At 58.3% G+C, this 17455-nt stretch carries 18 protein-coding genes; 6 read left to right on the top strand and 12 right to left on the bottom strand.

The genetic code is table 11. The features are described from left to right. Window positions 1-35: 35 nt before the first annotated feature. Both V6943_RS11830 and nudC read left to right on the top strand, forming a co-directional pair. The gene (locus tag V6943_RS11830) at window positions 36-1718 is read left to right on the top strand and encodes a ferrous iron transporter B (RefSeq protein ID WP_340553570.1); all 1683 of its coding nucleotides are present in this window, start codon (window positions 36-38) and stop codon (window positions 1716-1718) included. After that, window positions 1718-2551, top strand: coding sequence for an NAD(+) diphosphatase (gene nudC / locus V6943_RS11835; protein ID WP_340553571.1), 834 nt, complete (start codon window positions 1718-1720; stop codon window positions 2549-2551). Before V6943_RS11830 ends, nudC begins: the two co-directional genes overlap by 1 nt. Here the strand turns inward: nudC and V6943_RS11840 are convergent. Then, a complete protein-coding gene (locus tag V6943_RS11840; protein ID WP_131648657.1) occupies window positions 2519-3295 on the bottom strand; it encodes a TSUP family transporter in 777 nt (258 codons plus the stop codon). The genes nudC and V6943_RS11840 overlap by 33 nt on opposite strands. 219 nt (window positions 3296-3514) lie before the next feature. Here V6943_RS11840 and V6943_RS11845 point away from each other — a divergent pair, with 219 nt between their 5' ends. Continuing rightward, entirely contained in the window at window positions 3515-4162 is a 648-nt protein-coding gene (locus V6943_RS11845) for a hypothetical protein (protein WP_340553572.1), read from the top strand. A gap of 58 nt (window positions 4163-4220) precedes the next feature. Here the strand turns inward: V6943_RS11845 and V6943_RS11850 are convergent, their stop codons facing one another. From V6943_RS11850 to V6943_RS11865, 4 genes are all read right to left on the bottom strand, one after another. Next, complete coding sequence (locus V6943_RS11850; protein ID WP_131648659.1) at window positions 4221-4988, bottom strand: SDR family oxidoreductase; 768 nt, start codon at window positions 4986-4988, stop codon at window positions 4221-4223. Between the two features lie 26 nt (window positions 4989-5014). Next, a complete protein-coding gene (locus tag V6943_RS11855; protein WP_340553573.1) occupies window positions 5015-6082 on the bottom strand; it encodes a phosphotransferase family protein in 1068 nt (355 codons plus the stop codon). Between the two features lie 237 nt (window positions 6083-6319). Next, window positions 6320-6634, bottom strand: coding sequence for an SCP2 sterol-binding domain-containing protein (locus V6943_RS11860; RefSeq protein WP_045427587.1), 315 nt, complete (start codon window positions 6632-6634; stop codon window positions 6320-6322). Window positions 6635-6695: 61 nt separating this feature from the next. Then, window positions 6696-7409, bottom strand: coding sequence for a histidine phosphatase family protein (locus V6943_RS11865; protein WP_340553733.1), 714 nt, complete (start codon window positions 7407-7409; stop codon window positions 6696-6698). A gap of 180 nt (window positions 7410-7589) precedes the next feature. Between V6943_RS11865 and sohB the strand changes: the two genes are divergently transcribed. Together sohB and V6943_RS11875 are read left to right on the top strand one after the other, a co-directional pair. After that, window positions 7590-8615 carry a protease SohB gene (sohB, locus tag V6943_RS11870; RefSeq protein ID WP_340553574.1) on the top strand — a complete coding sequence of 342 codons (1026 nt, stop codon included), beginning with the start codon at window positions 7590-7592 and terminating at the stop codon, window positions 8613-8615. Between the two features lie 10 nt (window positions 8616-8625). Then, window positions 8626-9618: a YhdH/YhfP family quinone oxidoreductase gene (locus V6943_RS11875; protein WP_340553575.1), complete on the top strand. Its 993-nt coding sequence runs from the start codon at window positions 8626-8628 to the stop codon at window positions 9616-9618. A 227-nt stretch (window positions 9619-9845) separates the two neighbouring features. Here the strand turns inward: V6943_RS11875 and V6943_RS11880 are convergent, their stop codons facing one another. From V6943_RS11880 to V6943_RS11910, 7 genes are all read right to left on the bottom strand, one after another. Further along, window positions 9846-10346 carry a DUF934 domain-containing protein gene (locus V6943_RS11880; protein WP_340553576.1) on the bottom strand — a complete coding sequence of 167 codons (501 nt, stop codon included), beginning with the start codon at window positions 10344-10346 and terminating at the stop codon, window positions 9846-9848. Next, a complete protein-coding gene (locus V6943_RS11885) occupies window positions 10330-11988 on the bottom strand; it encodes a nitrite/sulfite reductase (protein WP_340553577.1) in 1659 nt (552 codons plus the stop codon). The genes V6943_RS11880 and V6943_RS11885 overlap by 17 nt, the downstream gene beginning before the upstream one ends. 353 nt (window positions 11989-12341) lie before the next feature. Then, entirely contained in the window at window positions 12342-12560 is a 219-nt protein-coding gene (locus V6943_RS11890) for a DUF2970 domain-containing protein (protein ID WP_131648666.1), read from the bottom strand. Between the two features lie 89 nt (window positions 12561-12649). Beyond that, on the bottom strand, window positions 12650-13099 hold the full coding sequence (locus V6943_RS11895) for a 3-phosphoshikimate 1-carboxyvinyltransferase (protein WP_181103720.1): 450 nt from the start codon (window positions 13097-13099) through the stop codon (window positions 12650-12652). Window positions 13100-13146: 47 nt separating this feature from the next. Continuing rightward, on the bottom strand, window positions 13147-14490 hold the full coding sequence (locus tag V6943_RS11900; RefSeq protein ID WP_340553578.1) for a leucine-rich repeat-containing protein kinase family protein: 1344 nt from the start codon (window positions 14488-14490) through the stop codon (window positions 13147-13149). Window positions 14491-14594: 104 nt separating this feature from the next. Next, a complete protein-coding gene (locus tag V6943_RS11905; protein ID WP_340553579.1) occupies window positions 14595-15647 on the bottom strand; it encodes an RNA methyltransferase in 1053 nt (350 codons plus the stop codon). A 69-nt stretch (window positions 15648-15716) separates the two neighbouring features. Further along, window positions 15717-16865, bottom strand: a complete 1149-nt coding sequence (locus tag V6943_RS11910; protein WP_340553580.1) for an MFS transporter — start codon at window positions 16863-16865, stop codon at window positions 15717-15719. Window positions 16866-17058: 193 nt separating this feature from the next. Between V6943_RS11910 and V6943_RS11915 the strand changes: the two genes are divergently transcribed. Then, the gene (locus V6943_RS11915; protein WP_131648671.1) at window positions 17059-17361 is read left to right on the top strand and encodes a DUF1883 domain-containing protein; all 303 of its coding nucleotides are present in this window, start codon (window positions 17059-17061) and stop codon (window positions 17359-17361) included. The last annotated feature ends 94 nt before the right edge of the window (window positions 17362-17455 follow it).

Genomic DNA, 17455 nt, shown 5'->3' on the forward strand with positions numbered 1-17455 from the left:
AACCATCTAAACGTTGCGCGGGAGGCGCGCTAGGCATGGTTACCGGAGCTACTTCACTCAGCCTGGTTCGCGATGAGTTGTTCGCTACCATGGAGGAGGCCGAGCAGAGCCTCGAGCATTTCATCATCGACCGTAATAACGGCAGCCTGCTGCAACAGGCTGTCGAAAATCTCAAACAGGTTCGCGGGACCCTTAAGCTCATCGAGTTGACGGGAGCCGAGCTGCTCGCACAGGAAATGCTTCAGCTGGCGACCGATATTCCGGTTGGGGCAGGCGGGGAGCGGGATACGCAGTTGGCGGCGCTGAGCAACGCGCTGTACGTGCTGGAGCGCTACCTGGAAAGCGTCGACGCGACTCGTCAGGAAATGCCTGAACTGTTACTCCCGGCGATCAATGCGTTGCGCCTTGCCAGCGAGCAGTCACCGTTGCCCGAAAGCTTTTTCTTCAGCGCTCGGCTAGACCATGCCCGGCCTGCGGTGGTTGCAGCGGTGCGGGAGCCTGCTGTGCGAGCGACCGAAGCTCGGCGTTTGCGCCAGATGTATCAAGTCGGTCTGCTTGGCTTCATTCGCGAAGACAACGCTGCGGCGAGCCTCAAGCTTATGGCACGTGCACTTTGCCGCTTGGATCTGCTGTTCGCCAGCACGCCTGCAGGGCGATTGTGTTGGCTGGGTAGTGCAGCTGTGGAGGCCCAGCTGGATGGTCAGCTGCTCCCGCGTCAATCGCGCAAACAGTTGTTCTCCAGGCTCGACCGTGAGCTTCGACAGCTCAGCAGCAATGCTACCTACGAGCCGCCGCGTGTTCTGCTCAAAGAGCTGCTGTATCTGGTTGCACTGGCAGAAAGTAACGGACCCATGGCTACCCAGGTCCGGGAAATCTTTTCTCTTGGCCCGCTCCCCTTTACCGATCACCTTCTCGAGGATGAGTCCCAGCGTCTTGCCGGCCCCGGCCAGGCGGTGATGCGCTCGTTGTCATCAGCGATTCGCGAGGAACTGGCAAGCCTCAAGGATCTGCTCGACCTCATCGAAAGACAGACGGCTCCGGCCGAATCCTATGCCACTCTGCATAGCCTGCTGGGCAAACTGGCGAAGACCCTGGGAATGGTTGGTCTGTCTTCGGCATCAAGCACCTTGCATGCACAGCTCGCGGCAGTATCGAGCTGGAGCGCCGGGGAGGCACCGGATTCACCGGCTTTGCTCAAATTGGCCGATGCGGTGCTATATGTGGAAAGTATGGTTGCAAGCCTGGAGCGCGGCGAGCGTCGTGATACGCGCCCGCAAATTGCACAGCCAGGTCATGAAGCTGAAGCGTTCGCCAATCACCAGCTCACCGAAGCTTGCATCGTTGTCATTGGAGAAGCGACCGCAGGCCTGGCATTGGCCAAGCGCGCCATTACTGCTTATCTGGAATCCAACGGAGAGAAGCTGCATCTGGCTAACGTCCCCTTCAGTCTGATGGCGGTTCGTGGCGGGCTGCACTTTTTGGAGCAGAATCGCGCCGCCGAGCTGATCGGTGCATGCGCTGACTTCATTCAGAAACAGATGCTCGAAGGTGTGCAAGTGCCATCGGAGCAAACCCTCGAGACCCTGGCTGATGCGCTGACCAGCCTTGAGTACTACCTCGACGGCGGAGCGATATTGCGGCGCGACGATTCACGTGCCAGCGTGCTGGACCTCGCGACCGAGAGCGTCAGGGCGTTGGGTCTTCCGGTGGCGGCCTGATGAGCTTGCGCTGGCAGCCGGCATTGCTTGACCCTGCGGGCGAAGGTGGGTGGGCGGTCGTACATTGCCAGCATGGCTTTCTTTTCGACGCCAATGGCGTGCTGTTTCCGAGAGGCTGGCTCAAGCGCCTCGAATTACCGCTGCTCAGCGAGCAGGGCTTGGGCTATTTCGACGGCGACCAGGTGTTTTTGCTGGAATTGGCGCATCCGGTCGAGGTGCCCGGTGCGGCCTGGCAGAGCCTGCGGCAACTCATGATGCAGGATGACGATACCGACAGGTTCCGCATGCTGGGCTTCGCGGCACAGATCGGCACTTGGGCCAATCATCATCGCTTCTGCGGCAGTTGCGGCAACCCGATGCGTCAGCATCCGACCGAGCGGGCGATGCAATGTGAGACCTGCGGTATTCATCATTACCCGCGCATTTCCCCGAGCATGATCGTTCTTGTCACCCACGGCGACGAACTGCTGCTGGCCCGCTCACCTCGGTTCGCACCGGGTCTCTACAGTACGCTGGCTGGCTTCGTTGAACCGGGCGAATCGGTCGAGCAATGTGTTCGACGCGAAGTGCATGAAGAGGTGGGAGTTTCGATCCACGAGCCTCGGTACATTTGCAGCCAGGGCTGGCCGTTCCCGCACTCGCTCATGCTGGGGTTCCATGCCGACTACGCATCGGGTGAAATCGTGATGCAGCCTGAAGAGATCGAAGATGCCGGATGGTTTTCCATCCACGATTTGCCCGCGCTTCCGGCCCCCAAATCCATCGCACGTTACCTGATCGAGCTGTATCTGGCGCAACGGCTAGGCCGTCCCGAACCAATGCTGCCAGGCTAACCGCAGGCTCAGCACCAGTACGACCGAAATGAAGATCGGCCGGATGAACCTTGATCCGCCCTGGATCGCCGTGCGTGCGCCAAGGTAGGCGCCCCCCATCAAGGCGATACCCATTCCGATCCCCAGCGCCCAAGCGACCTGGCCGCTGATGATGAACACGGCGAGCGCGACCCCGTTACTGACGAAGTTCATGCTGCGTGCCACGCCACTAGCCTTGAGCAGGTCGAGCGGGTAAAGAAGCATATTGCTGACGGTCCAGAATGCCCCAGTACCGGGGCCGGCTATGCCATCGTAGAAGCCCAGTGTCAGACCCTGTGGCCACTGGCGGCGCTTGCCTATCGGCGCAGCGTCGGCTCGCGGCGTGGTCGGAACACGACCAAAAAGCAGATACAGTCCGCAGCCGAAAACCACCAAGGGCAGCAGTTGATTAAGCCAGTCAGCCGGGATCAGATGTGCAAGTCCAGCACCCAGCGCTGCTCCGATGGCGGTGGCCACGAGCGCGAATCGCCATTGCGTCGGATCGAACAGCTTGCGGCGATAAAAGGTGTAGCTCGCCATGGCCGAGCCGAATGTTGCGGACAGCTTGTTGGTGCCAAGAACCAGATGTGGCGGCAGGCCGGCGGTTAGCAATGCGGGTAGCGTCAATAGCCCACCCCCACCGGCAATCGCATCGATGAAACCCGCTAGAAAGGCTACGGCCATGAGGGCGGCTAGCACCAGCGGGTCCGCAGCGAATTCAAGCATCGGTATGGGCTCTCGTGAGCGAATAGAAGAACACAGGCGATGCATGATGCCGTTTGCATCGTGATAAGCCAATGGCATGTCGTTCAACACGGCTTCCTTGCTGTTCACCAAGAGAAAGGCAGCAGAATGTCGACTCGTTGCCACTGTTCCGATCTGTCGCTGGATGCACGATATGGGGCTGCGGATAATGCCCCGTCAGGTTTGTAGGGAAGGCGGGTCATGCAGTATCTGGGGCTGGCAGTGGTTGTCGCGCTAGTTGCGTTCATCATTGCACTGATAGCGGTACGCATGCTGTTTGGCGGAAATTGGCTGCTTGGCTGGTTGCGTGGCACCTTGGGCATGCTGGTCCTCGCGCTTGCTGGGCTGATCGGCCTGACTGCCTGGGACGTCAAAACCTATCAGCCTCTCGCCCAGGGCAAGCCGCTGGCTTCGCTGTCATTTCAGGCCGATGGTCAACAGCGCTATCAAGTCAGGGTCGAGGAAAATGAGCATGTCCGCTTTGTCACGCTGGAAGGCGATCTCTGGCAACTCGATTTGCGGGCGCTTTACTGGAAGGGGTTGGCGGCATTGATTGGTTTGAAGCCCGGCTACCGCCTTGAGAAGCTTTCGGGGCGTTACCTGGCCGTCGAGCAACAGAATCAGGCTCATCATCCGTACGTCGAACTCGGACACAGCTGGGGCGGGGTGGATTTCTGGAGCTGGTTGCACCGTTGTCGCTGCGCACCCCTGATGCTTGATGCGCAGCTCCGGCGTCTCAGCTATCTGCCGATCGCCGATGGGGCTGCCTACACGCTGGAAATGGCTCCCACCGGCTTGCGCGCGACGCCAGCGAATGTTGCTGCCGAGCAGGCAATGAAGAACTGGTGAAAAGGGTTTGAAAATGAAAAGGGAACCCGAAGGTTCCCTTTTTTCGTTTCCAGATCGATCAGGCGAGATAACCGCCGTCCACATTGAGCGACAGGCCGGTGGTGTAGCTCGATGCATCGCTGGCCAGATACAGGACGGCGCCGGCCATTTCGCTGGGGTCGGCGACGCGGTGCAGCGGGATATGACGCAGCGCTTCTTCGCGAATCGAGTCGTTCTTGACCAGTGCCGAAGCGAACTTGGTGTCAGTCAGACCCGGTAGCAACGCGTTGCAGCGAATGCCCTGCGGGGCGCATTCCTTGGCGAACGCCTTGGTCATGTTGATGACCGCAGCCTTGGTGACCGAATAGATCCCCTGGAAATTGCCTGGTGTCACACCGTTGATGGACGCAACGTTAATGATGCTGCCGCCGCCATGCTCGCGCATCAATTTGCCGGCCTCGACGGACATGAAGAAGTAACCACGAATGTTCACGTCAACGGTCTTCTGGAATGCCGAGACGTCAGTGTCGAGAATGTGGCAGAACTGAGGATTGGTCGCTGCGTTGTTGACCAGAATGTCCAGTCGGCCGAATTGTTCCCGAATCTGAGCGAAGACGGCCTGGATCTGCTCCAGCTCACCAATGTGGCAGGCCACCGGCGTCGCCTTGCCACCCGCGGCAACGATTGCATCCGCGACAGCCTGACAACCTTCGATCTTGCGGCTGGAAACAATGACGTGGGCACCTTGCTGAGCCAGGAGCTTGGCAATCGCCTCGCCAATACCTCGGCTGGCACCCGAGACGAACGCGATCTTGCCGTCCAGATCGAACAGAGTTGTTTTGCTCATGGAAACATTCCTCATGGTGAGCTGTGTTACAGCTTCGATTTGTTAATGACCTGCAGGCTCACATGCTCGAGCAGGGCGTTCATCTGAACGAACCTCGAGAACCGCTTGTCTTGCGTCTGGCCGTGGAAATAGCGGTAGTAGATCTGTTGCACGATAGCGGCGAGGCGGAACAGGCCGTAGGTGTAGTAGTAGTCGAAGTTGTCGATGCGAATGCCAGCACGCTCGGCGTAGTAATCGACGAATTGCTGGCGCGTCAGCATGCCCGGCGCGTTGCTGGGTTGCTTACGGATCAGCTGCATGGGAGGTGGGTCCGTCGCTTCGATCCAATAAGCGAGCGTGTTTCCCAGATCCATCAGTGGGTCGCCGAGGGTCGTCATTTCCCAGTCCAGGACGCCGATGATCTCCATTGGGTTATCTGGGCTGAGAATCACATTGTCGAATCGGTAGTCGTTGTGAACGATTGCCGGCTTGTGGTGATCCGCTGGCATCTTATCGCGCAGCCAGGCCTTTACCTGCTCCCAGGAGGGTGCGTCAGGCGTGATCGCCCGCTCGTAACGGTCGATCCAGCCGTTGATCTGACGTTGCACGTAACCTTCGGGTTTGCCCAGGTCGCCCAGGCCGCAGGTGTTGTAATCGACATTGTGGAGCTCGACGAACTTGTCGATGAAGCTTTTGCACAGCGCGGTTGTTTGGTCTGGGGTGAAGCCCAGCTCAGCGGGAATATCCTCTCGCAAGATGATGCCCTTGACGCGCTCCATGACATAGAACTCGGCACCTATAAGCGTCTCGTCAGTGCAGTACGCATAGGCTTTGGGGCAGTAGGGAAAACCAGCGTTCAGTTGGTTGAGAATTCGGTATTCACGGCCCATGTCGTGCGCTGACTTGGCCTTGTGACCAAACGGAGGGCGACGTAGCACGAACTCCTGCCTCGGATATTCCAGCAGATAAGTCAGGTTGGACGCGCCCCCTGGAAACTGCGTGATATTCGGCGTGCCTTCCAGACCAGAAATCTGACCTTTCAGGTATTGGTCGATGACTTCGGTAGGCAGCTCTTCACCGTCTCGTATGCGGCTGGTCTGATCTGTTAATGCCATGCTTGTCCCTTTTTATAATCGATGCCGATGAGCAGGTCATTGGCAGGCGCGCATTCGATACCCTCTGACCATCCGGCGTTCGTAATCTAATGTGCGGTACGGGCATCACCAAGCAAAGTGCGTCGTTATTGGCCGGGGTGTTGCCGCGTAATCAAACTGCCTAATGCATGAACGTCAGTAAAAAGCGCATAAAAAAGCCGAAGTCATACGACTTCGGCTTTTTTACGCAACGGCTGATCAGGCCGGGAACAGTTCGCTCAGCTTCAGAGCAAGCATCATGTCGCCCTCGGCGCGGAGCTTGCCGGCCATGAATGCCTGCATGCCGTCGGTTTCGCCGCTGATGACGCCCTGCATGGTTTCGCTATCCATGATTAGCGTAACGTTGGCGTCGGCAGACTCACCTTTGTGGAAGTCGCAAGTGCCGTCTTTGACGACGAGGTAGTAGTTCTCTGCATCGGTGATATTGAACTGAAAAACCAGATCCAGGCCGGCCGCAGCGCTGGGGTTGAACTTGGCCTTCATGCCCTGAATGGTTTCGTCGACGTTGCTCATCGGATATGTCCCTTTGTGTCGTGGAGTAAACATGCAGCCTCGGGCTGCAGGCGGCTGGAGCTTATCGGTAGGTGACGAGCTCCGGAATTTTCATCAGATCCAGATGTACATGACTATTGAACGTCGCCAGCGCGACATCACGATCACGAAATCTGAGTCGACTGAGCGAGGTGTTGACGATCTGCCAGTTCAATTCGAACGCCTTGATGGGCGGCACACCGATGACCAATTGAAGCAGTGCCGTAATGGTGCCGCCAGATGTGAAGACGGCGATATGGTCTTTTTTGTCTGCCTGGTCGAGTAGGCGGTTCAGGCCGTCCTGAACGCGGTCGATGAAACACTGCCAGCTCTCCAAGTCATCCTTTTCATGTTCGCCAGACACCCAGCGCTGAATGACATACTGAAACAGGCGTTGAAATTCAGCCCGGTGATCGGCTGCGTTGGCAAGGATTTGCATAGCATTGGGTTCGAAGGCCAGCAGATCGTCCATGTGCGCACGAATCACTTCGTCGGCATGAAATTCATTGAAGGCCGAATCTATTTCCAGAGGCGGCAACGGCCTGTTATGACAAGAGCTCATGCGCTCAAGAGTCGTCTTCGCCGTGTCCTGCTGACGCTCCAACTCTCCGCTCAAGCAGCGGTCGAAGCGAATATCCAGTTGGTTGAAATAATTGCCCAACGCAGCTGATTGCTGAAAGCCGAGCGGGGAGAGCACATCGTAGTTGTCCGCGCCAAACGACGCCTGACCATGCCTGATCAGGTAGATACTACCCATGCTCCGCTCCAGATCCCCTGTTTTCGCGAGGGTAGGGGGATCGTTCTGGAGTGTCAACGATAAATCATACGTTTGTTTGAATTGAGCTCTGCTGGCTCAGATACACGAGTACTCGGTATGCTTGGCCGGTTTGTGCCACGCCGCGTCTCTGCTGGCGACCGTTAAATCCTAGGAGGATCTGTGGACTTTCTTGCTGACTATGCAAGCTTTCTGGCGAAGACCGTAACCTTGGTGATCGCTGTGCTGGTGGTGCTTATCGCGCTTGCCTCGTTGCGGCGTGGGCGGTCCCGGCATTCGGGTGGCCACCTCGAAGTCCACAAATTGAATGACTTTTATAAATCGATGCGTGAGCGCCTCGAGCAATCGTTGGTCGACAAGGATCAGCTCAAGCTGCAGCGCAAGCGTGAGGCCAAAGCCGCCAAGCTGGCAAAGAAAAACCCGGAGAGCCGTCCGCGGGTGTTCGTGCTCGATTTCGATGGAGATATCAAGGCGTCGGCGGTCGACAACCTTCGTCATGAAATTACCGCACTGCTGACCCTCGCTACGCCGCAGGACGAGGTCGTTCTACGTCTGGAAAGCGGCGGCGGCATGGTTCACGGTTATGGGCTCGCTGCCTCGCAGCTGGTTCGCATCCGTGATGCGGGCGTTCCGCTGACGGTGTGCGTCGACAAGGTCGCTGCAAGCGGCGGATACATGATGGCGTGCATCGGCCAGAAAATTCTCAGCGCACCTTTTGCAATCCTTGGCTCCATCGGTGTTGTCGCACAGTTGCCCAACGTGCATCGGCTACTGAAGAAGCACGATGTCGATGTCGAGGTGCTGACCGCCGGCGAATACAAGCGGACTCTGACGATTTTTGGCGAAAACACCGAGAAAGGGCGGGAGAAGTTTCAGGACGATTTGGAAACGACACACGAACTGTTCAAAAATTTTGTCGCGCGATATCGCCAGCAAGTATCGATCGATGATGTCGCCACCGGCGAGGTCTGGCTCGGTATCGCGGCCCTCGGCAAGCGGTTGGTTGACGAGTTGAAGACCAGCGATGAATACCTGGCTGCCCGGGCTCGCGAAGCGGATTTGTTCCAACTGCATTACGCGGAGAAGAAGAGCCTTCCCGAGCGATTCGGCATGGCCGCCAGCGCTACCCTTGAGCACGGCCTGCTAAAGGGCTGGACACGACTCAATGAACAACGATTCTGGCAATGAGGAGTAACTGATGAGTAGCTTCAAGGCACTGCAAACCAGCGAAAGCGCAGATGGTCGTTTCGAAACGCGCATCATCGAGCGGGAGGTTAGCGAACTGCCCGCTGGCGAGGTGCTGATTCGCGTCAGCTACTCATCGCTGAACTACAAAGATGCCCTGTCCGCCAGCGGCAATCGCGGCGTTACCCGTAATTACCCGCATACGCCAGGCATCGACGCAGCAGGCATAGTCGTCGAGTCGAGTGCCTCGGGCTACTCCGAAGGCGACGAGGTGATCGTTACCGGTTATGACCTGGGAATGAACACAGCAGGCGGCTTCGGCCAGTTCATTCGGGTGCCGGCGACGTGGGTGATCAAGCGTCCATCGGGACTCTCCATGCGTGAAGCGATGGCCCTCGGAACCGCAGGCCTGACCGCTGCGCTTTGCGTGGACAAGCTTGAGCGGGCGGGCCTCATGCCGGGCGACGCGCCAGTTCTGGTGACTGGAGCGACCGGCGGCGTTGGCAGTATCGCGGTCGCATTGCTGTCCCGGCTCGGCTACAACGTGGCCGCCGTGACGGGCAAAGTCGAACAGACGCAGTTTCTGACCAGCCTTGGCGCCACTCAGGTGATCGAGCGTAGCGCGCTGCAATCCGGCACGGAAAGACCGATGCTCAAGGAGCAGTGGGCGGGCGCTGTCGATACCGTGGGTGGCGACATTCTGTTCAACGTCATCAAGTCCCTGCAGCGCGGTGCCAGTGTCGCTTGCTGCGGCCTGACCGCTGGGACTAATTTCCAGGCCAATGTACTGCCGTTCATCCTTCGCGGCGTGAATCTGCTTGGCGTCGACTCGGTCGAGATTCCAAGAAGCACGAAGGCTTCGATGTGGGACAAGTTGTCGACCCAATGGAAGCTACCGAACCTGAATGCACTGGTGCAGGAAGTGTCCCTGGAAGAACTGCCACAGGCGATCGAGCGAATGCTGGCGGGCCAACAAACAGGACGAATGCTGGTGCGGCTCGACTGAACACACTATTGGCTGTATAGCCAGAACCGATTTCGTTGCGGCAGTCGTTTGCGAGAAGCTAGCGTCACTTCAACGCAACGGGAATTGGTCATGAAAGCATTGGCAGAAAAAATCATGGAAACGTTCGGCAGGAAGCAGCCAGCCAAAATCGCCCAAATCGAGCATCCCAACTTCTGGATGTATCGATAAAAAAACCCGCCGAACGGCGGGTTTTTTGTACAGCTAAATCAGCCCTGTCGGCGACGGAACAGTGGCAGCGGCTCATCCACGGCGGACTGGTACGTCACCGAGAAATCCTTCAGACCTTCTAGTGCATCGTAGGGGTCGCGATCGGCGCGTACGGCATAGGCGTCGAAACCACAGCGGCGCATGAGAAACAGCTGATCGCGCAGCACGTCGCCAATGGCACGAATTTCCCCTTTGTAGCCGTAGCGTTCACGTAATAGGCGCGCACTGGAGAAATGACGACCGTCAGTAAACACTGGGAAATTCAGCGCCACGACCTGGAAGTGTTCGAGATCGTCGACGATGTCCTCTATGGCTTCGTCGGCCTCCAGCCAGATGCCCAAGCCGCCGTCACGCACTTTGAGGGCATGGGCGTGATCGGTCCAGAGCCGCATCGGCACTATTACATCGTCGCTGTTCGGCACGTCCGTCAGGGCGACGTCACTGGGCAGCAGGTGCCAGGTTTCGTCGACGACCTGATCGTGTTTAATGATTCGCTGCATAGACGCGCTCCTTGAAAGGATCGATGCCGATGCGGCGGAAGGTGTCGAGAAACTGTTCATCTTCGTTACGTTGCTCCACGTAGACGGCAATGATTTTTTCGATGACGTCGGGCATCGCGTCCTGGGCGAAGGACGGGCCGAGGATCTGGCCAAGGGTGGTATCGCGACCCGAACTGCCGCCGACCGAAACCTGGTAGAACTCGGCGCCTTTCTTGTCGACGCCAAGGATGCCAATGTGACCGACATGGTGGTGACCGCAGGCGTTCATGCAGCCGGAAATGTTCAGGTCCAGATCGCCGATATCGAATAGGTAGTCGAGATCATCGAAGCGACGCTGGATGGCGTCCGCAATCGGGAGCGACTTGGCATTGGCCAGCGAGCAGAAGTCACCGCCTGGGCAGCAAATGATGTCGGTGAGCAAGCCGATGTTCGGCGTGGCGACGCCCAATTCACGCAGCTCGTGCCATAGCTCGAACAGACGCGATTGTTCGACGTCGGCGAGGATCATGTTCTGTTCGTGCGAGTTGCGTACTTCGCCGAAGCTGTAGCGGTCGGCGAGATCGGCGATCATGTCTAACTGCTTGTCAGTGACGTCGCCGGGCGCAACGCCGGTGCTCTTCAGCGACAGCGTGACCGCCGCATAACCGGGTTTCTTATGCGCCACCACGTTGCGCTCGCGCCAGCGGGCAAAGCCGGTGTGCTCGGCATCTAGCTGGCGGAGGGCATCGTCCTGATCATCCAGGGTCTTGTACGGAGGATCGACGAAATACTGGCTGACCCGATGGACTTCCTCATCGTTCAAGGTGCTGGGGCCGTCCTTGAGATGTTCCCACTCAGCATCGACACGTTCAGCGAAGACTGCCGGCGTCAGAGCCTTGACCAGGATCTTGATACGCGCCTTGAACTTGTTGTCACGACGGCCATAGCGGTTGTACACACGTAGGATGGCTTCGAGATAGGTCAGCAGGTGCTTCCAGGGCAGGAATTCATTGATGAAGCTGCCAACGATGGGGGTACGCCCCAAACCGCCACCGGCAGCAACGCGGAAGCCCAGCTCGCCTTCGGTGTTCGTCACCGCTTCAAGTCCGATATCGTGCACGCCGATCGCCGCGCGATCGCTTACCGCACCGTTGATCGCGATCTTGAACTTACGAGGCAGGCGAACGAACTCTGGGTGGAAGGTCGACCATTGGCGGATGATTTCGCACCACGGACGCGGGTCGATCAGCTCGTCTTTGGCGACGCCGGCGAACTGGTCGGTGGTGGTGTTGCGGATGCAGTTGCCGCTGGTCTGGATTGCGTGCATCTGCACCGTCGAGAGTTCGGCGAGAATTTCCGGAACATCCTCGAGATCTGGCCAGTTCAATTGCACATTGGTACGGGTACTGATGTGGGCATAACCCTTGTCGTACTTGCGCGTGATTTCGGCCAGTTTGCGAATCTGCGTCGAGGAGAGCAGGCCATAGGGCACGGCAATGCGGAGCATCGGTGCGTAGCGCTGGATATACAGGCCATTCTGCAGGCGCAGCGGCAGGAATTCAGGGTCGGTCAGTTCACCAGCCAGGTAACGGCGGGTCTGTTCGCGGAACTGGTTGACGCGTTCTTTTACGATCTGCTGATCGTATTGGTCGTAAACGTACATAAGAGTCCTGTTCAGGCTGTCTACAGCTTGTCGCGCGCACGGCCGCGCACCCATCAGGGAGGCAGCAAGATACCAGCTAGCGTTTATACGCAAAAGTGATGTTTGGGAATATGTTTAGAACGAAACGCTGCTTTTTGAGCATTTAAACCGCTTGCCTTGAGCGCCTCGCTTGCGTGGTCTTAACTGCAAGCAGACGAGCTCTCAACAACAAGGGGAAACAGCTATGTCGGAGCCTTCCAATCAGCGTGGCAATGACAGTAGAGCAGACGCTGCCGCCATTTTCGTTCTGATTCTTCTGGCGGTAGCGACGGCGATTTTCTGGGTCAGCCATCAGTAAACGGCAGTGCGCCGATTTACAGCCCTACGAGATAGAGCACTAGCTTGACTACGCCGAGAATCACCAAGACGAACACCACGGTAAAGCCCAGGCCCAACAGGATGAAGTGACTGGGCTTGCCGTGACTGAAGTCGCGAGCGCGATTCTTGCCGCTTTGCACCCCCAGTGCGCCGGCCAGAATGCTTTGCAGCATTTGCCGCAGGGTTAGAGATTTGCGCTCTTGTTCGTCGCTCATAGACACCTCGAAGCTATCGCCTGTCAGAAGTCTAGTCAGTATTCAGCGATGCGTGACGGCACAGGCAACCTCATGGTTCGGGCCTGGGTTCAGTGGCCTTTGAACCAGTCCCAAAGGCCAAGGGAATGATTCGGCAGCAGGTTGATGCCGAGTGCCGACTTGAGCAAGTACAGCACGACCAGTCCCACCAGTACGGAAAAGAACAGGAACAAGGTGATCGCGATGGCTTTGGTCACCAACGACAGGTTACGCTGGCCCCGCGTCAGCCCGCGCTTGTTATGCCCTCCGACCAGGACGAAATAATACTGGTTGTTCCAAATACGGAAGGTGCCGCGTAGATCGATTTTGTGACGTGCCCATGAGCGTGTGGCGAAGGCACTACGAAGTCCTAACAGTTGCTGTTCGGTGAAGCTCTCGCGAAGCGCTTCGGGTAGGCGCTGCTTTAGGCCAATGATGAACGGGTCATGCTTGAGCGCAGCAGCGTTTTCAGTGGCTGGGTATAGGGCGGAGCTGTCGTTGTCAGAGTCGGAAGGAATCATAGCGTCAGGTTGCCGTCAGTACAGGGATTAGGCGCAACCTCATGCAACTAATCGGCCGGAATTAGGCTAATTTGGTCAATTTTTTCCAGTTCGCGCTGCAGCTCGCTGAAACGAGGCCTATCCGTTGGGTTGTCGAGCCGGCATTGGCGCTGCAGCGTGTGAAGTCGTTGAACTTGGAGATGGCCATCAGCAACGCCACAGCGCTCCAGCAATTCTTCGAGCAAGCAGCCGAATGCTCGCACTTCGAGTCGTTCGAGAGACTGACCCTGAGCGCTTTGCGGTGCATAGAAGGAGGCCGCACCGAAGTCGCTTAGCAAGGTCTCCCCGCTTGGGTCGACCAACAGGTTATGGCCGTAAAGATCACCGTGAAGAATGCCACGCCGATGAAGATGGCTGACCACCGAGGTCACGCTAGTGGCGATGCGTAACACCTGGCCGACTGAAAAACGTTGCTCCGCTTCGTAGCAGTCGCGTGTGCAGCTGGCGAATGATGGCGGCCCGGCTAGTGGCTGGTAGGACGATGCGATGAGCTCCATCAGCAAACCCGGCAGCGTATCGGCACTTTCGGCCAGCGGCCCGGCGATACCGATCAGACCGGGATGCTCGCCGGCAGCTATGCACGCGGCCATCTCGCTGTGCGGCAGCCCATCGCTGGTCACACTGCCTTTGAATAATTTGACCGCCATCTGCCGCGGTGCCTGGTTGCCGTACTGCCAATGGGCTTGATGAATGACGCCGGAAGCGCCCTGACCGAGCACGCTACCTAGAATGATTTCGTCACGACCGACCGGAGGCAGCGGGTGCCGCGCCAACATCTCTATTTCGATCGCGTCGCTGAATGGATTGCCGGCAAAAGCAAGCCAGGTCAGCCGAGGCATGCTCAGCAGCCAGTCGGGCAGTGCAGGCAGGCGGTTCGCGGCAATGCGCAGCAGTTCTAGATTGATACAGCGGGAAAGACCTTCGGGCAGTGCTTGCAGTCGATTGCCGGCGAGCATCAGCTTTTGCAGCTGCGTGCAGCGACCTATCTCATCGGGCAGGGATTCGAGCTGATTGTCGGTGAGAATCAGCCAGCGGAGCTTGGGTGGCAGCGCCTCGGCGGGCAGACGCCGGATACGGTTGGCCTTGAAACCGACCATCTCCAGATTCAGGCATTTGCCGAGCGTCGCCGGAACCTCCGTGAATGCATTGTCCGAGCAAAATAGAATGCGCAGTTTGTGAAGCCGCCATAGATCAGGCGGTAGGCTGCTGAGTCGGTTGCCCGAAAGGTTGAGTACTTCCAGGCTATCGGCCAGGCCGAAAATCTCGTTGGGAAAGATTTCAAGTTGTTCCGACAGATTCAATCGCGTGGCGCCCTTCAGCTCGCCGCTTTTTAGTTGTGCCAGTGTGTGCATGCGGTTTCCGTGCGAGCTGACTGTCGCGGCGAAAGGGAGGTGTTGGCTGCCAAGGTGGCCAGCGGGTCAGTGCGCTACGACAGTGAAGAATGCCCGGCGTTCCGTCAGCCTTTTGATGCAGGCTTTTCGGTTGATTCTTGCCGCTTACGGATAACTCGCTCAGCGCGGGCGCGCAGTTGCCCGCAGCCGCCATCGATGTCTTGGCCGGCAGAGTTACGTACCTTGGTCAAAACGCCATTCTGGTGCAGGTAACGCATGATCTGATGGATGCGATCAGCGGTGGGGCGTTGGAATTCATCGTCGTCGAGGCTGTTATAGGGAATCACATTCATGATCGCGAACTTCCCCTTGAGCAGCTGGATGATGCCGTCCATTTCCTCCTGGCTGTCATTGATGCCCTTGAGCAACGTCCACTGGTACTGAATCGGATAGTCGACCAGGCGCGCATAGGCCTCACCCAGTTCGACTAGCTCGGCAGGGTCGAACACCGGTGCTCGGGGCAGCAACTCGCGGCGCAGCGCCGCATCGGTACTGTGCAGCGATAGCGCCAACGCGGGACGTATCTCCTGCCGAGGCAAACGCTCGAATACACGTGGATCGCCTACGGTGGAAAACACCAGATTCTTGTGCCCGATGCCGCCGTCGGTGCCCAGTAGATCGATGGCCTCGAGCACGTTATCGAGGTTATGGGCCGGCTCGCCCATGCCCATGAACACGACTTTCTTCACCCGGCGGAAGCGCCGCGCGAGGGACACCTGGGCGACGATCTCGGCGCTGCCTAGCTGGCGCAGCAGGCCGCTTTTGCCCGTCATGCAGAACACGCAGCCGACCGCACAACCGACCTGGCTGGAGACGCATAGACCATCGCGAGGCAGGAGAACACTTTCCACCATTTGACCGTCAGCCAATTCCACCAGCAAGCGCGCGGAACCGTCATTACCTGGATGCTCGGAGCGCAGCCGGGCCAGGCGTTCAATGGTTTCGCTGACGGCGGGGAGGCCGTTGCGTACCGATAGCGGCAGAAAGTCTTCGGTTTTCTGATGCCGGGTACCGATGTCCAGCGCCTGGCCTTTGAGCCAGGCACGCGTGATCCGACCGATGTGGACGGGCTTGGCACCAATTTCGGCGAGCTGTTGATGAATATCGTGGATGCGCATAGGGCGCGCATTCTAGCCAAAGGGCGCGAGCGGGTCTGTAGTGGGGTAAGCAGCTCCGCGTCTCCATGATCATTCGTTGAAGCGACGACCACCCAATGCAAGGCTGGCCAGCAGCGCAGCAAGAAGGCCAAAGGCGAGGGTCAGTGAACCAAAGTGTGCGATGACCCCAATCAAGGCCGGACCGGCAAGCACCCCGGCGAAGCCAATAGTGGTCGCGGCAGTGATGGCTTGGTGCACCGGCATGCTGCGCTGTCGGCTCAGAGAGGAAATCAGCACTGGCGAGACATTGGCGCAGCCCATCCCACAAAGGCCATAACCGATGAGTGCGAGCGCCCAGTGCTCGGTCACGAGGCTCAGGCCGACGCCGATCGCTGCCAACAGCCCCCCGAAACCAATCACGCGCGCCGTCCCCAGCGCGTTCACGATAGGCCCACCGGCGAAACGGCCGATCGTGACCATCAATGCGAAGCTCGCGTAGCCCAGACCGCCTTTGGCCGTTTCCAGTGCCTTTTGTTCGGTGAGGTAGAGGGCGCTCCAGTCCAATATCGCGCCCTCGGCCAAGTAGACGACGAAGCACAGGGCGCCCACCAGCAGCACCATGCCGGTGGGGCGAATGAAGGCGACTCCGCCGGCCGGCGCTTTGTCCCGTAGAAATCCGGGTGTCACGACAAGGTTCGCCACTGCGATGACCGCAATCATCAGCAGAGTACCGGTTAGCGGTGCGAGACCCAGCGTCAGCGCGACGGTGAGGGCCAGCGCACCGCAGATCGAGCCCAGGCTGAACATGCCGTGAAAGTTCGACATATGTCGCTTACCGGTGTCGCGCTCGATCATCACGCCTTGAATGTTCAGCACCACATCGATGACGCCGAGACTGCCGCCGAAAAAGAACAGCGAAAGTGCCAGCAACCAGATCGATTCGGTCATGGCCATGCCGCCCAGCGCGACGAGCAATAATGCCACGCTGGACAGCACGACCGGGCGAATCCCGTATCGGGTCACCAGCAACCCGGACAGCGGCATCCAGGTCAGCGAGCCGATACCGATGCACAGCAGTAGCGTGCCGAACAGCGCATCGCTCATTTCGATGCGCTCACGTACATAAGGTACCAGCGGCGCCCAGATGGACAGGCCGAACCCCGCCATGAAAAAGCCGACGCGTGTGGCGCGACGAGCAGTGGGCGATGTGGCATCGACGGAAAAGCTTGCCGCAGACATGCGCGGTTATCCTTGATCAGCAGGAAATGAATGATAGGCGCTGGGCACCAGAGCCGATTGTGCCGGCGCCGTTGTGTCAAAGAACAGGGAAATGCCGTCGCAGAGGTCTAAGCGGGCCGCACTGGGCTCACCCAGTCGTGAAAGCGGCCGTGGTAATCTGCGCCTTTGCCAGCAACACGGTCCGGAGCGGTACATGAAGTTCATTCACCAGCGCGAACACCTCAACGAAGACGACTTTGTAATCATTGAATGTTCGCAGCCCTGCAATATCCGCTTGATGAACGACAAGAACTTCCGCAGTTTCAGAAATGGTGGTCGGCATACCTATCACGGTGGTGCCTTCGACAAGTTTCCGGCGAGGATCAAGGTACCCAACACGGGATTCTGGAATATCACCATCGACACGGTAACGCGCAGAGCCATTAGCGTTACCCGCAAACCAGCACTCACACATTCGATCAAAATCGTCCGCAATTCGCCCTCGCAGCTGAAATAACCATTCCTGATGCGCGCACCTGGCTACGCGCTCGGTTTTCAGTCAGCCGAGTGCCACTCGTCGCCGCGCTCGCGCATGCGGTGTTATCGCTTGC

The organism is Pseudomonas sp. CBC3 (genome assembly GCF_037967085.1).
Classification (GTDB): Bacteria; Pseudomonadota; Gammaproteobacteria; order Pseudomonadales; family Pseudomonadaceae; genus Stutzerimonas.

Bases quoted from the DNA above. Each gene is read 5' to 3' on its own strand.
- V6943_RS11830 (WP_340553570.1), top strand. From the start codon at position 36: ATGGTTACCGGAGCTACTTCACTCAGCCTGGTTCGCGATGAGTTGTTC.
- nudC (WP_340553571.1), top strand. From the start codon at position 1,718: ATGAGCTTGCGCTGGCAGCCGGCATTGCTTGACCCTGCGGGCGAAGGT.
- V6943_RS11840 (WP_131648657.1), bottom strand. From the start codon at position 3,295: ATGCTTGAATTCGCTGCGGACCCGCTGGTGCTAGCCGCCCTCATGGCC.
- V6943_RS11845 (WP_340553572.1), top strand. From the start codon at position 3,515: ATGCAGTATCTGGGGCTGGCAGTGGTTGTCGCGCTAGTTGCGTTCATC.
- V6943_RS11850 (WP_131648659.1), bottom strand. From the start codon at position 4,988: ATGAGCAAAACAACTCTGTTCGATCTGGACGGCAAGATCGCGTTCGTC.
- V6943_RS11855 (WP_340553573.1), bottom strand. From the start codon at position 6,082: ATGGCATTAACAGATCAGACCAGCCGCATACGAGACGGTGAAGAGCTG.
- V6943_RS11860 (WP_045427587.1), bottom strand. From the start codon at position 6,634: ATGAGCAACGTCGACGAAACCATTCAGGGCATGAAGGCCAAGTTCAAC.
- V6943_RS11865 (WP_340553733.1), bottom strand. From the start codon at position 7,409: ATGGGTAGTATCTACCTGATCAGGCATGGTCAGGCGTCGTTTGGCGCG.
- V6943_RS11875 (WP_340553575.1), top strand. From the start codon at position 8,626: ATGAGTAGCTTCAAGGCACTGCAAACCAGCGAAAGCGCAGATGGTCGT.
- V6943_RS11880 (WP_340553576.1), bottom strand. From the start codon at position 10,346: ATGCAGCGAATCATTAAACACGATCAGGTCGTCGACGAAACCTGGCAC.
- V6943_RS11885 (WP_340553577.1), bottom strand. From the start codon at position 11,988: ATGTACGTTTACGACCAATACGATCAGCAGATCGTAAAAGAACGCGTC.
- V6943_RS11890 (WP_131648666.1), bottom strand. From the start codon at position 12,560: ATGAGCGACGAACAAGAGCGCAAATCTCTAACCCTGCGGCAAATGCTG.
- V6943_RS11895 (WP_181103720.1), bottom strand. From the start codon at position 13,099: ATGATTCCTTCCGACTCTGACAACGACAGCTCCGCCCTATACCCAGCC.
- V6943_RS11900 (WP_340553578.1), bottom strand. From the start codon at position 14,490: ATGCACACACTGGCACAACTAAAAAGCGGCGAGCTGAAGGGCGCCACG.
- V6943_RS11905 (WP_340553579.1), bottom strand. From the start codon at position 15,647: ATGCGCATCCACGATATTCATCAACAGCTCGCCGAAATTGGTGCCAAG.
- V6943_RS11910 (WP_340553580.1), bottom strand. From the start codon at position 16,865: ATGTCTGCGGCAAGCTTTTCCGTCGATGCCACATCGCCCACTGCTCGT.
- V6943_RS11915 (WP_131648671.1), top strand. From the start codon at position 17,059: ATGAAGTTCATTCACCAGCGCGAACACCTCAACGAAGACGACTTTGTA.